This is a genomic window from Vibrio eleionomae, from assembly GCF_009874545.1.
In the GTDB taxonomy this organism is placed as follows: domain Bacteria; phylum Pseudomonadota; class Gammaproteobacteria; order Enterobacterales; family Vibrionaceae; genus Vibrio; species Vibrio nitrifigilis.
This window is the reverse complement of sequence record NZ_WEKT01000014.1, coordinates 35,099-48,172: the sequence shown is the minus strand read 5'-3', so window position 1 is coordinate 48,172 and position 13,074 is coordinate 35,099. Positions and strand designations below refer to the sequence as shown.

14 protein-coding genes and 2 tRNA genes are annotated in these 13,074 nt (G+C 41.5%); 9 read left to right on the top strand and 7 right to left on the bottom strand.

The genetic code is table 11. From position 1 onward, the window contains the following. The first annotated feature begins 159 nt into the window (after positions 1–159). From lipB to F9817_RS10065, 3 genes are all read left to right on the top strand, one after another. Positions 160–813: a lipoyl(octanoyl) transferase LipB gene (lipB, locus tag F9817_RS10075; RefSeq protein WP_161155077.1), complete on the top strand. Its 654-nt coding sequence runs from the start codon at positions 160–162 to the stop codon at positions 811–813. Then, complete coding sequence (gene lipA, locus F9817_RS10070; protein ID WP_161155075.1) at positions 806–1,771, top strand: lipoyl synthase; 966 nt, start codon at positions 806–808, stop codon at positions 1,769–1,771. Before lipB ends, lipA begins: the two co-directional genes overlap by 8 nt. A gap of 217 nt (positions 1,772–1,988) precedes the next feature. After that, a complete protein-coding gene (locus tag F9817_RS10065; protein ID WP_161155072.1) occupies positions 1,989–2,315 on the top strand; it encodes a hypothetical protein in 327 nt (108 codons plus the stop codon). 93 nt (positions 2,316–2,408) lie between these two features. Here F9817_RS10065 and glyA read toward each other — a convergent pair whose 3' ends face one another. After that, entirely contained in the window at positions 2,409–3,659 is a 1,251-nt protein-coding gene (glyA, locus tag F9817_RS10060) for a serine hydroxymethyltransferase (protein ID WP_161155070.1), read from the bottom strand. Positions 3,660–4,103: 444 nt separating this feature from the next. Here glyA and F9817_RS10055 point away from each other — a divergent pair, with 444 nt between their 5' ends. The 3 genes from F9817_RS10055 to F9817_RS10045 all read left to right on the top strand — a co-directional run bounded on the left by F9817_RS10055 (position 4,104) and on the right by F9817_RS10045 (position 5,215). Beyond that, on the top strand, positions 4,104–4,703 hold the full coding sequence (locus tag F9817_RS10055) for a YitT family protein (RefSeq protein ID WP_161155066.1): 600 nt from the start codon (positions 4,104–4,106) through the stop codon (positions 4,701–4,703). A gap of 272 nt (positions 4,704–4,975) precedes the next feature. Further along, positions 4,976–5,060 (top strand) — tRNA-Tyr (locus F9817_RS10050). 70 nt (positions 5,061–5,130) lie between these two features. Then, positions 5,131–5,215 (top strand) — tRNA-Tyr (locus tag F9817_RS10045). Positions 5,216–5,350: 135 nt separating this feature from the next. On the opposite strand, the gene gmhB is transcribed toward F9817_RS10045, so the two are convergent. Continuing rightward, entirely contained in the window at positions 5,351–5,902 is a 552-nt protein-coding gene (gmhB, locus tag F9817_RS10040) for a D-glycero-beta-D-manno-heptose 1,7-bisphosphate 7-phosphatase (RefSeq protein WP_161155064.1), read from the bottom strand. Positions 5,903–6,447: 545 nt separating this feature from the next. Between gmhB and metN the strand changes: the two genes are divergently transcribed. The 3 genes from metN to F9817_RS10025 all read left to right on the top strand — a co-directional run bounded on the left by metN (position 6,448) and on the right by F9817_RS10025 (position 9,036). After that, positions 6,448–7,482, top strand: coding sequence for a methionine ABC transporter ATP-binding protein MetN (metN, locus tag F9817_RS10035; protein WP_161155062.1), 1,035 nt, complete (start codon positions 6,448–6,450; stop codon positions 7,480–7,482). Then, positions 7,472–8,146: a methionine ABC transporter permease gene (locus F9817_RS10030; protein WP_161155057.1), complete on the top strand. Its 675-nt coding sequence runs from the start codon at positions 7,472–7,474 to the stop codon at positions 8,144–8,146. Before metN ends, F9817_RS10030 begins: the two co-directional genes overlap by 11 nt. An 83-nt stretch (positions 8,147–8,229) precedes the next feature. Next, complete coding sequence (locus F9817_RS10025; protein ID WP_161155055.1) at positions 8,230–9,036, top strand: MetQ/NlpA family lipoprotein; 807 nt, start codon at positions 8,230–8,232, stop codon at positions 9,034–9,036. Positions 9,037–9,272: 236 nt separating this feature from the next. Here F9817_RS10025 and F9817_RS10020 read toward each other — a convergent pair whose 3' ends face one another. From F9817_RS10020 to F9817_RS10000, 5 genes are read right to left on the bottom strand one after another with little or no spacing between them, the layout of a single operon-like run. Further along, on the bottom strand, positions 9,273–10,439 hold the full coding sequence (locus F9817_RS10020) for a glutathionylspermidine synthase family protein (protein ID WP_161155052.1): 1,167 nt from the start codon (positions 10,437–10,439) through the stop codon (positions 9,273–9,275). A 27-nt stretch (positions 10,440–10,466) separates the two neighbouring features. Beyond that, positions 10,467–11,375: a DUF1190 domain-containing protein gene (locus tag F9817_RS10015; protein WP_161155050.1), complete on the bottom strand. Its 909-nt coding sequence runs from the start codon at positions 11,373–11,375 to the stop codon at positions 10,467–10,469. Between the two features lie 10 nt (positions 11,376–11,385). After that, entirely contained in the window at positions 11,386–11,823 is a 438-nt protein-coding gene (locus F9817_RS10010; RefSeq protein WP_408063514.1) for a DUF350 domain-containing protein, read from the bottom strand. Beyond that, positions 11,824–12,477, bottom strand: coding sequence for a YjfK family protein (locus F9817_RS10005; protein ID WP_161155047.1), 654 nt, complete (start codon positions 12,475–12,477; stop codon positions 11,824–11,826). Positions 12,478–12,505: 28 nt separating this feature from the next. Further along, a complete protein-coding gene (locus tag F9817_RS10000) occupies positions 12,506–13,069 on the bottom strand; it encodes a PspA/IM30 family protein (protein ID WP_345789722.1) in 564 nt (187 codons plus the stop codon). Positions 13,070–13,074 lie beyond the last annotated feature (5 nt).

Below are 13,074 nucleotides of genomic sequence, written 5' to 3'. Positions count from 1 at the left end.
ACTTTTTTTTAAAGCAGCGAAAGCTGCTTTTCCCTTTTTTATCAGATAGTTAAAAACAACACGTTTCACAAGTGTTAAAAAAAACGCTATAAAAAGTAGTTCAAAGCATCTAAGAAGTTTATAATCCAAAAACTTTATATAAGACCGATGGACGTAATAATGGACAGTGAACTGGTCGTCAGGCATTTAGGCCGCCGGGATTACCAACCGGTCTGGCAAGCAATGCATGACTTTACTGATCAACGCGATTCAGAAACCCGGGATGAAATCTGGCTAGTGGAGCACAACCCTGTATTCACCCAAGGCCAAGCGGGAAAACCTGAACACTTATTGAATACGGGGGATATTCCCGTTGTTCAGAGTGATCGCGGCGGACAAGTCACCTACCATGGCCCCGGTCAACTCGTCGTCTACTTTTTAATTAACCTACGTCGTAAAAAACTTGGGGTTCGCGAATTAGTCACCGATATAGAAACACTCGTGATCAACACGCTTAAACACTATCAGATTGACTCAGCAGCGAAACCTGATGCTCCTGGCGTTTACGTCGACGGGAGAAAAATTTGTTCACTCGGCCTACGTATTCGTAAAGGCTGTTCTTTCCATGGGTTGGCACTCAACGTCAATATGGATTTATCGCCGTTTCTACGTATTAACCCATGTGGCTATGCGGGAATGGAAATGGTTCAAGTGAGCGATTTAAAGGGACCAACCGACATTGAACATGTCGAGCATATACTAGTCAAAGAACTTGTTAGCCTGCTAGGCTACGAGAAAGTCGAAATCAGCACAGAAGCCTATAATCATGAGTAAACCAATTCAGATGGAACGTGGTGTTAAATACCGCGATGCCGACAAAATGGCACTGATTCCAGTTAAGAACATGCCTGAAGAACAAACTGAGGTTCTACGTAAACCTGAGTGGATGAAAATCAAGCTGCCTTCTGATAGTCAACGTATCAAAGACATAAAATCAGCGATGCGCAAGAACAACCTTCACTCTGTTTGTGAAGAAGCCTCTTGCCCTAACCTCGCCGAATGTTTTAATCATGGTACTGCTACCTTCATGATTTTAGGTGCTATCTGTACCCGTCGTTGTCCGTTCTGTGACGTTGCCCATGGTCGCCCTGTTGCACCAGAAGCTAATGAACCACAAAAATTGGCACAAACCATCAAAGATATGAAGTTGAAGTATGTGGTGATCACCTCTGTTGACCGCGATGACCTTCGTGATGGTGGCGCACAACACTTTGCAGACTGTAACCGTGAAATTCGCGCTCTTAACCCAGAAATTCGTATTGAGACACTCGTACCTGATTTTCGTGGTCGTATGGATACTGCGCTTGAGTTAATGAAAGACAATCCGCCAGATGTATTCAACCACAACTTAGAAACTGCCCCACGTCTATATCGTAAGGCTCGTCCAGGTGCAAACTATAAATGGTCACTAGAACTTCTACGTAAATTCAAAGAACAGCATCCAGACATTCCAACTAAATCAGGTTTGATGATGGGGCTGGGCGAAACCAAAGAAGAAATCATTGAAGTACTCAAAGATCTACGCTCTCATGGCGTGACAATGCTGACTCTCGGTCAATATCTAGCACCAAGTCGCCACCATCTACCAGTGGCTCGCTATGTGCCACCAGAAGAATTCGAAGAACTCAAAGAAGTTGCATTAGAGTTAGGCTTCACTCATGCAGCTTGCGGCCCGTTCGTACGTTCTTCTTACCATGCAGATCTCCAAGCTCAAGGTATGGAAGTTAAATAATTCATACTCCTGAGTACTAAAGCCGATATGGAATCCATATCGGCTTTTTTCATTTATCGGCATTCACTACTTGCAGCTCTCGAACAAGTTTTATACGCTGGCGTTGGCTTATACTAAAATGTAGATATTAATTAACCGCGACCGGGTAAAAATCATAGGAGCAACGATGATTTCTTATCATCGGTTCGGTACACGTAACAACGTAAAGGATTTCATCATGAATAAATTTGGACTCTTGGCTCTAATTATTACAGGAGTGTTGGCGGGATGTGCATCGAACGAGCAACGAGATAACTTCCAAGAAGCGTCGTTCGAGCTCTGTAATACTGACGTCAAAATCTATTCAGTTAGTGATGACGGCCGAGTTCGTATCGTGTGTGCTGATGGATCTAAGTTCTCACTTCAAAGCGAACAAACTCTTGATACCATGCGTGATATCAACGCGGATTATTGTTCTGGCGAAGGGCTTGGAAAATTTTCTGAAAGCAGTAACTACTATATGTTCCAATGTAAATCAGGTGCATTGCTTAGTGTTGCAAAATAACATAGAGCAACACTACAGTTAATCGCTTACAAACAGACAAAAAGGGCCCGCATATTAATGCGGGCCCTTTGTTTTATAACTTAAGTATAGAAATTAAGCGTAAACAGGAAGACGTTTACAGATTTCTAAAACTTTCTGTTTTGTTGCATCAATAACAGATTGATCATTGATGCTATCAAGTACATCACACATCCAGTTTGCTAACTCTTTTGCATCTTCAGCATTGAAGCCGCGACGAGTAATTGATGGAGTACCAACGCGAATACCAGACGTTACGAATGGGCTACGTGGATCGTTTGGTACAGAGTTTTTGTTAACTGTAATGTTAGCAGCGCCAAGAGCCGCATCAGCCTCTTTACCAGTGATGTCTTTATCGATCAGATCAACAAGGAACAGGTGGTTTTCAGTACTGTTAGATACGATTTTGTAGCCACGCTCTTGGAATTGAGCAACCATCGCTTTAGCGTTTTCTACAACACGTTCTTGATAGGCTTTAAATTCTGGCTCCATTGCTTCTTTGAAAGCAACCGCTTTTGCAGCGATAACGTGCATCAAAGGACCACCTTGACCACCAGGGAACACTGCAGAATTTAGTTTCTTGTACAGATCTTCACCTGCGTTAGAAAGGATAAGACCACCACGAGGACCTGCCAATGTTTTGTGAGTTGTCGTTGTTACAACGTCAGCAAATGGAATTGGGCTTGGGTATACACCAGCAGCAATTAGGCCGGCAACGTGTGCCATATCAACAAACAGGTAAGCATCTACTTTGTCTGCGATTTCACGCATGCGTTTCCAATCTACAACTTGAGAATAAGCAGAGAAACCACCAATAATCATCTTAGGTTTGTGTTGTAGTGCTAGCGCTTCCATTTCATCGTAGTCGATTTGACCATCAGAATCGATGCCGTAAGGAATCACATTGTAGTGTTTGCCAGAAAAGTTAACTGGTGAACCGTGAGTTAAGTGACCACCGTGTGCTAGGCTCATGCCTAGAACGGTGTCGCCAGGGTTCAACAACGCCATATACACTGCGCTGTTTGCTTGAGAACCTGAGTGTGGCTGTACGTTTGCGTATTCACAACCGAACAGTTTACAAGCACGGTCAATAGCCAATGCTTCTGCTTTATCAACATACTCACAACCGCCGTAGTAACGCTTGCCAGGGTAACCCTCTGCGTACTTGTTAGTTAGCTGAGAGCCTTGTGCTTCCATTACACGTGGACTTGTGTAGTTTTCAGAAGCAATAAGTTCAATGTGTTCTTCCTGACGAAGAGTTTCTTCCTGGATGGCAGCGTATAGCTCCGGATCGTAATCAGCGATGTTCATATCACGCTTAAGCATCTGTATCTCCTGACTCAGATTAACTGAAATTTTAGGGAAAAAACCGCACAACGACTAAACGCAAACGTTTTCGTCACCGTAATGGCGCGCATTTTACATAAATTGATCTTCATCATAAAGCACAATTTACACAATTTATTATGCAGTTTTTTCATAATGAGTGACAAATCGTTTCATAAACCTTGTAAATAGGCAGAAAGGCTTACTATCAACATTAATCAGCAAGGGCTCACTCAATACCGTGCACCTTCTTCTTTGTGTCTCTTCTGACTGTCAACTTACCACTTTACGCCCTGTAAATTGGCCGTTACATAGATGTACCTTAATTTCCCCTCACTATCTACCGGAAAAAGTATCTTTTTATTAGTATCGCCTCTTATCTCATCAAATCTCAGATTTTTACTGTGTGATCACACAGAGCCACTGCAGGACTACAACACATTTATGGAAAAACACACACTTAAAGAAGACGCTATAGCAATGCTTACAGGCTCGATAATCACAGCGCAAGGCGTTTTCTTTCTTCAAGCCGCCCATTTACTCACAGGCGGCACCGCTGGCTTATCTTTGCTGTTGGCAAAACTTATCCCTATCAGTTTCGGCACATTGTATTTTGTCACAAATGTGCCTTTTTACTTTTTAGCGTGGAAACGTTTTGGTAAAGCATTCGCCATCAATAGCGTGGTATCCGGCGCATTAGTGTCAATTTTTACAGACCAACTTCACCATATTATTCATCTTGATCAAATCAATGATGTTTATTGTGCATTTGCTGGTGGGTTACTAATGGGGATTGGCATGTTGATTTTATTTCGCCATCGTTCAAGTCTAGGTGGATTTAATGTGATGTGTTTGGCGATTCAGGACAAATGGGGCATTTCAGTGGGTAAAACACAGGTGTTTATTGACTGTTCAATATTACTCATTTCATACTTCTATGTTCCTGTCTGGTTACTTGTACTCTCTGTATTTGGCGCAATTGTTGTCAATAGCGTTCTCGCAATGAACCATAAACCCACCCGCTACACCGTTAATTACCGCTAAGAGCAAATACATCTCGCTGAAACAGCATCTTGAGGTTACTTGCGTATAACCCAATAACCTCATTAGAGCCAGTTGACTTCAATCTTCGACAAAACAAACTCTTGGAGATAAAAAACCATAAAAATGGCGAATAACTGGCATCTTTGCCCAAAAAGCCAGCATTCAATTCAAAATCATAAAAAAAGGGTTTACAGCTTCAAAGAGTTTGCTATGATGCGCTCCGCACTTGAGGGATGAGTTGGGAAAACATCACTTAAGTATAAAAATACCCTGGAGGGGTTCCCGAGTGGCCAAAGGGAGCAGACTGTAAATCTGCCGGCTCCGCCTTCGATGGTTCGAATCCGTCCCCCTCCACCATATTCTTCTCTTATGAGAAACACTTGATTGAANGTGTTGGGAAAACCTCAATTAAGTATAAAAATCCCCTGGAGGGGTTCCCGAGTGGCCAAAGGGAGCAGACTGTAAATCTGCCGGCTCCGCCTTCGATGGTTCGAATCCGTCCCCCTCCACCATATTAGAAAGCCAGCTCATTGAGCTGGCTTTTTGCATTTTCGCACTTAACTTATAACAGTGATTTATTTGCCCATACATAGCCAACAAAAAAGGCTGCATTCGCAACCTTTTTATAATGATGACGTACGTCATGGCTATTTTTTCAAATACGCAGGCACATCCGCAATACTATCCAATACTATCGATGCCAGCGCTTCACCTTTCTCAGTCACAGGCTTTCCGGTACGAACTAAAATTTTAGTTCCGACTCCTGCCGCTTCTGCTGCCATCAAATCTTCAGCTTTATCACCAACCATAACCGAGTTTTCCATGTCTATTTTTAGGAAATTACGCGCATCAATAAACATGCCTGGTTTTGGTTTCCGACAATCACAATCTTGCTTATACTCTCCAATCCCATGTTCAGGATGATGTGGACAATAATAGATACCATCAAACTCGACACCATGATCTTCGAAGTTCCAATCCATCCACTGCGTCAGTGAAAGAAAGCGATCTTCACTATACAATCCACGTGCAATACCTGCCTGATTAGTCACTAACACAAGAAGGTAGCCCATATCTTGCAAAGCTTTTGTAGCTTCAAAAACTCCATCGATAAACTCAAAATCGTGTTCATCATGTACGTAACCATGATCGACGTTAATCACGCCATCACGGTCCAAAAATACCGCTGGTTTAGCCAAAATTACTCTCACTTACGAGCTGTGTTAAACTACCGATTAATCTCAAGCGCCAGCGCTGAGATAACGAATAGAGATGAATGCATGTGAATAGAGGTATTCTATACTCAAGTAGCATCAAGATACAGATTTCAGAATAGCATCAAAAAATCCAATGTTAGATAATTCATAGTCATTCTTAAACGATAAAACTATTCCTACACGAGGATGATATTGGAATCTTGAGGTAGACAATCACACGAAAACACAATGCTCATTCCTTCCGTGATAGGGCTTGATCTATATCCGTTGATTGAGCTTTGAATCCTGCATATCAAGGTTATTTGGGGTTATAAAGATGACTTATTGCTTTCATCAATATCTCATTCCATTCAGTTCTGACATTTTCACTATTTAGACGTCTAGACGTAAAAATATCTATTGACTTGAAAGGTCAGAAACCATAGCATCATCATCCATAATAGAAGTCACAAATACATTACTCTGTGGGTCGAAAAGACTACAGAAAAAATGGGGTAACTTAAGTATTTCCCTGCACAGGTTTTCGAATGATTCAAATAACTAATGTCAACAAGGTATTCTACCAGGGTGAAAAGGAAATTCATGCTCTTAAGAATATTGACCTTCAAATACCACAAGGCACTATCTTTGGTGTAATCGGCTCTTCAGGTGCAGGGAAAAGTACACTGATCCGTTGTGTGAATATGCTAGAGCGTCCAACCTCTGGTTCTGTTGTCGTAGATGGTACAGATTTAACTCAGCTATCATCAAAAGAGCTTTCACACGCTCGTCGCAATATCGGCATGATATTCCAACACTTCAACCTACTCGCTTCTCGTACCGTATTTGCTAATATTGCATTACCTCTTGAGCTTGCAGGAAAAGATGACAACCACATCCAAGAGAAAGTCTCTCAGTTGCTTGATCTTGTCGGTTTGGCGGATAAAAAAGATACCTACCCTGCGAATTTAAGTGGTGGTCAAAAACAGCGTGTGGCGATTGCACGTGCACTGGCCTCAGATCCTAAAGTTTTACTTTGTGATGAAGCAACCAGTGCGCTAGACCCTGCAACCACTCAATCAATTTTAGAACTATTAAAAGAAATTAACCGCCGCCTTAATATTACGATGCTCTTGATCACACACGAAATGGATGTGGTTAAAAGCATCTGTCACGAAGTGGCAATCATCGGTGGTGGTGAATTGGTAGAAAAAGGCACTGTAGGCGATATCTTTGCATATCCGAAAACAGAACTTGCACACGAATTCATTCGCTCGACACTGGATCTTTCTATTCCAGAAGATTATGAAAACCGCTTGAAAGAACAACAAGTTGAAGGAACACACCCATTGGTTCGACTTGAGTTCACCGGCGCAAGTGTTGACGCGCCAGTCGTCTCACAAGTATCTCGCGAATTTAATATTGATGTCAGCATTCTAAACTCAGATTTAGATTACGCAGGCGGGGTTAAATTCGGCATGATGGTAGCAGAAATTCTTGGCCAGCCGGCTGACACCCAAGCTGCTATTCAATACATTCGCGACAACAAAGTAAAAGTTGAGGTACTTGGTTATGTTTCATGAACTAGCATCATGGGTATCACTCAACAGTGACCTGATTTTAAAAGCAACATGGCAAACAATTTATATGGTAGCGGTATCAGGGATTGTTGGCTTTGCTGTTGGCATTCCACTTGGTGTCGTTTTACACACGACTAAAAAGGGTGGTCTACTTTCTAACCCTGCACTAAACAACGTGTTAGGCGCAATTGTAAACATTGGTCGCTCAGTGCCATTCTTGGTTTTAATGGTAGCGATTATTCCTGTCACTAAAATGGTTGTCGGTACCTTTATCGGCACCACCGCAGCGATTGTCCCTCTGACCATCGGTGCAATTCCATTTGTTGCTCGCTTAATTGAAGGGGCAATGATGGAAGTACCCGCAGGTCTGATTGAAGCGGCACAATCAATGGGAGCAAGCCCACTTCAAATTATTCGTAAGGTACTGATCCCTGAAGCACTACCGACAATTGTTAACACCGTAACTGTAACGCTAGTCACATTAGTGAGCTATTCAGCAATGGCGGGAACAGTGGGCGGCGGTGGCCTTGGTGACGTTGCAATTCGCTACGGTTTCTACCGTTACGATGTAGTTATTATGGCGGTGACTGTGGTGCTATTGATTATCTTAGTGCAAATCATTCAGTCAATCGGTGATGCCTTAGTACACCGAGTAGATCATCGATAATATTAAAAAGCCTGAGCATGACTCATGCTCAGGTATAAAATAAGTATAAAGTTAAAAATAAAAATCTTAACAGGAGAACAGGAATGAAATTTAGCGTTAAAGCTTTATTAGCAGTCGCAGCAGTAGCATCTACACTTGTGCTATCCGGTTGTGGCGACAAAACAGCAGACCAAAACAAAATTAAAGTTGGGGTTATCGCGGGTGCTGAAGCACAAGTTGCTGAAGTAGCGAAGAAAATCGCCAAAGAAAAATACAACTTAGATGTTGAACTGGTTACTTTTACCGACTACGTAACACCTAATGCGGCTCTAGCCGATGGTTCAATTGATGCGAATGCATTCCAACACAAACCATACCTAGATCAACAAATGGAAAGCCGTGGTTATAAACTAGCGATTGCAGGTAACACATTTGTTTATCCAATTGCTGGTTACTCAAACAAAATCAAATCTGTTTCTGAAATCAAAGACGGTGACCGTATTGCAGTACCTAACGATCCAACCAACCTAGGTCGTTCTTTAATGCTGCTAGAAAAACAAGGTCTGATCAAGCTACGCGATGGCGCAGATCTTAACGCGACTACTCGTGATATCGTATCAAACCCTAAAAACCTTGAAATTGTTGAGCTAGACGCGTCACAACTTCCTCGTTCATTAGACGATGTAACTGTAGCAATCATCAACAACACGTTTGCAAGTTCTATCAACCTAACACCGAACAAAGATGGTATTTTCGTTGAAGACAAAGATTCACCATATGTGAACCTAATCGTTGCTCGTCAAGACAACGTGAACAATAAAAACGTAAAAACATTTGTGAAAGCTTACCAAACTGACGAAGTTTACCAAGCTGCGCAAAAAGCATTTGGCGGTATCGTTAAAGGTTGGTAATCCTATTTCCCTGACAGGAATTAAGGTGCCACAAGCGACTTGTTGTTTCCCAAATCGCTTCTGCCAAATAGTAAAAAAGGTTAGCACTTGCTAACCTTTTTTATTACCTAATTTATGTCTTTTAATATCCAAGTCATACCACGTTGATAGGGAATGGCCATTCCTTTTCGTGATTAAGCTTATCCAAACTCATTGATAAAACTCTGAATCCTGCATATTGGAAGTCATAGGCAATATTATCCAATAATGTGAGGAACAAATAATGAGGTATCCTTGGTGATACGTCCAATATCCTCACGAATCGTAATTCCAGCTGCTTTATCATCCACCAGCCAGCTGCCGATTAATACATGATGCTCATTAAACCTCGGTAACGAATGATAAGCCTGAACAATATAGCCTTCTTCACCATAAGGCCCAGCGACTTCCTCTACCATTTCATCGCCAAAATGAATCGAAACATTACTGCCCTCTCGACTAAATATCGGCTTTCGTACGTAATGAGTCATGTGTTTAGCTCTTGGGTCATCCTCAAAATACGCCTCAAGTAGGTTAGGATGATTAGGAAACATGTCCCACAATAACGGCAACAACGCCTTATTCGAAGTAATACACTTCCATAAAGGTTCAAACCACTGTACCTCAGCCGTATGTAGATACTGACTAAATTCCTCGCGTAACATAAATTCCCAAGGATAAAGTTTGAACATCGCATCAATCGATTTATCGTTTAAATCAGTAAAGTGCTGGCCACAAGTGCTAATGCCAATATCCTCAACATACACAAATGCAGTTTCTAAGCCAGCCTCCTCTGCACAATCTTGCAAGTACTGAACCGTACCCCGGTCCTCATCTGTATCTTTACAGCAACAAAAGTGCAGCACATTATCTTTTAGTTCTGTTTTAAACTGGCGAAAGCGCGCTACCAGTAGATCTTGCAACAAATTAAACTGGTCAGCATGGCGAGGCACTTCACCCCGATCAACTTTTTGCTCTAACCATACCCAACTAAATAAGCCAAGTTCGAATACCGACGTAGGTGTATCACTATTAAACTCCAACAACTTTGCTGGTGATTTTCCATCATAAGCAAAATCCAACCGGCTATACAAAGAAGGTTCGCGACGCTGCCATGAACGGCGAACTAAAGGCCACATCAATTCAGGAATTTGAAACTTACGGAGTAATTCATCGCTATTCACCACACGTTCAACCGCTTTCAAACTCATTTGATGAAGCTCTTCTGTTGGATCTTCAAGATCATTCTCAATCTGTTGTAAACTAAATTGATAGTAATGATCTTCAGTCCAATAAGGTTCGCCATCAATGGTATGAAAGCCAAAACCATACTGCCTAGCTGTTTCCTTCCAATCAAATCTTGGTGCGGTAGCAATTTGAAACATATTCAATTCCTCTCTTGCAAAGACCGATTACCCACCCCAAGATGAGCGACTTGACGATGTCGAGCCCCACCCACCACGAGAGCTGGTTGAATAACTAGATTTAGAAGAATAAGAAGAGCTCGACTTATAGCTACTACTTGATTTCGAATAGTGAGAACTGGAACTGCTTCCTCCTCCCCAAGAAGATGAAGAGGACGTTGTGTAATAATCATTATCACGATCGCGCTGACGATAACGATGATGATCGATAATTCGGCTAACTAAATAGCCCGCCGCAAATGTATTAAACATATTGCCAGTATGCTGATCATCTTTTTGTACGGACACCACATCTTGTTGACCGTTATAGCTGACCAGAACTTCTCCCAGTTTTACCGTAGGAAACCGTTTAAGGTAATCTTTTGGCAGTGCATATTTTAGTGATTTTGTATCTTGGTCTAACCCAATTGCATCACCATTAGCCAATACTAATTGCTTTGGTGCATCTTGCTGATATTCATTGACCTCAGAAAAAAGCGGCTGAGCATAAATATGTTCCCAGTAAGGAGAAAATCCAAAATATTCAGCGACCTCATCACTATCAATATGGGTATAAATAAAGGACGACATTTTAGGCATAAACCCTTTATCGTCAGCAGTCGCAATACAGTTTTTTACGCCATATTTTATTTCACAACTTTGTTGCTTATAAAATTTCTCCGCCGTGCGCTGTGCTTCTTTGACCGCTTTCTGATAAGCCGCTTCACATTCAGCAGCATTTACGGCTTTAGTATCTTTACAAGCTTGCTCATCATCAAAAATGGAGAACTTAGGCTTTTCAGGACCACACCCGGTAAGGGCAACCATAGCGACGGATGGAATGGCAAAATAGGCCAATTGCTTTTTCTTTGCAGGAAAGCTCGTCCTATGGCTGCGTTTAATTTTATGCTCTGTCATCACTATCTCCTTAATAACTCATACATGCTGAGTTCATCAAACCGATAGCAATAGAGACAGAAGCAACAATAGTTGCAGCCGCGACTTCATTAGATTCGATACGTTGAACCAATTTAGGCATCACAATCAGACGTAAAACAGTAAAACCTAAAATTTGAGCAACTAAAGCGACTAGCCCCCAAAGTGCAAAGTCGGTTAACCCCACAGAGTTACTTGCCGCCCCCGCAATAGCAATTGAATAACCAATAATTGCGCCACCGAGTGCAATTCCGGCTGCAATATTTTTGTTATCTTTAATGAGTTTCCACTCATCGTATGGAGTAACAAATAGATAAATAACTTTAAAAACCACTAAAAATAGAATTGATAGAGCGAAATAAGCACCAAAATTTGTTAAGCCATGAATAAATGTATCCATTGCCATTTTCTCACTTGCTAGTTCAATCATTTAAGCCACCGCTTTAAAATCTGTTTGTTTTAATTGAATACCTGTTGAACGTACGAAAGACCGTTCAAAATTATTATTAATGAGCCTTTCTTCTGCCACGAGTAATAGTTCTTCATGTTGCCCATTAGCTAAAGGTCTTGAATAAAGCATGGCGAACTGATCAGTCGTATTTAAATCAGCACTTTGCCTATATGTCGTTTCCTTCATAAATACCGGCCTTGTATCTTGCCAATATTTATTAAACGTCTCACCATCTAATTGAGCCGATGTATTTATAAGTTCTTGTTGTAATAATTCATTCCAAGCCGGTTCATAATCCACGACTTTCGTATCAAAAAAATACCATAAGCTAACTTCAATAACTCCAGCATCACTTTTACCTTCTTGTAGAATTTGAATATACCCTTCGTCATCAGTGTAATAACGAACTAAACGTGTATTTTCACCTAATTCTACGACTCCGACAGCCTGAATAAACTGAATGGTTGCAGCCCCCGTAAAGGTATAGAACTCTTCATTGAGTTTGAGCATTAAACTATCTAGCTCAATTGCACCACCAAGACGTAAGCCAAGTACCTCAGGGATACTTGCCTGTTGCTTGTCTTGTTTATCATCACCGGAGAAGAGACCAGATAAGGCTTTAAAAAAGCTCATCACAATACCTCAACTGTCAGATCATTGGTTACTTTTTACCGAGAATTCGCTCAAGTTCAGATTGCGCATCCAAACGTTCGCCATTGATACCGGCATCTGCCAGTTTCTTATCTAAATCTTGACCAGACTCAGCGTCATGTAGCTCTTCTTGAGCTTCCAATTCAGCTTGCTTCTGTGATTGTAATTCCTTGATTCTATTTAATGAATCCAGTGCTGTTGAGGTTTTTGAGGAGGCTCCATAAACGGAAGCATTTGTAGCGGCTTGGGCTTTTTGTACCTGACCCGTCGCTTTGACTAAATCCAACTGTTGTTCTAGTTGTTTCAATTTAGATTTGGACGATGATACGTTGGTACGAAGCTTATTTTCTGCTTGCAGAAAAACATCGAGCTGAGACTGCTCAACATCTTTTTCTTGGGTAAGTTCAACGACTCGCTGAGCACATTCAAGCGCAAGATCTTGGTGACCCTTTTCACTTGCTGACAAAGCATTTTGCTCATATTGAGTAATGCTTAATTGAATATCAGAAACTTTCTTCTCCGCTATTTTACGCTTAGCCATAATTGATACCAAACTTTCATCAGCATCACGAATAGCAG

Coding starts and splice junctions, on each gene's coding strand:
- F9817_RS10025 (WP_161155055.1), top strand. CDS start 8,230: ATGAAATTTAGCGTTAAAGCTTTATTAGCAGTCGCAGCAGTAGCATCT.
- F9817_RS10055 (WP_161155066.1), top strand. CDS start 4,104: ATGGAAAAACACACACTTAAAGAAGACGCTATAGCAATGCTTACAGGC.
- F9817_RS10010 (WP_408063514.1), bottom strand. CDS start 11,823: ATGATTGAACTAGCAAGTGAGAAAATGGCAATGGATACATTTATTCAT.
- glyA (WP_161155070.1), bottom strand. CDS start 3,659: ATGCTTAAGCGTGATATGAACATCGCTGATTACGATCCGGAGCTATAC.
- metN (WP_161155062.1), top strand. CDS start 6,448: ATGATTCAAATAACTAATGTCAACAAGGTATTCTACCAGGGTGAAAAG.
- F9817_RS10020 (WP_161155052.1), bottom strand. CDS start 10,439: ATGTTTCAAATTGCTACCGCACCAAGATTTGATTGGAAGGAAACAGCT.
- lipA (WP_161155075.1), top strand. CDS start 806: ATGAGTAAACCAATTCAGATGGAACGTGGTGTTAAATACCGCGATGCC.
- F9817_RS10030 (WP_161155057.1), top strand. CDS start 7,472: ATGTTTCATGAACTAGCATCATGGGTATCACTCAACAGTGACCTGATT.
- F9817_RS10005 (WP_161155047.1), bottom strand. CDS start 12,477: ATGAGCTTTTTTAAAGCCTTATCTGGTCTCTTCTCCGGTGATGATAAA.
- F9817_RS10015 (WP_161155050.1), bottom strand. CDS start 11,375: ATGACAGAGCATAAAATTAAACGCAGCCATAGGACGAGCTTTCCTGCA.
- lipB (WP_161155077.1), top strand. CDS start 160: ATGGACAGTGAACTGGTCGTCAGGCATTTAGGCCGCCGGGATTACCAA.
- F9817_RS10065 (WP_161155072.1), top strand. CDS start 1,989: ATGAATAAATTTGGACTCTTGGCTCTAATTATTACAGGAGTGTTGGCG.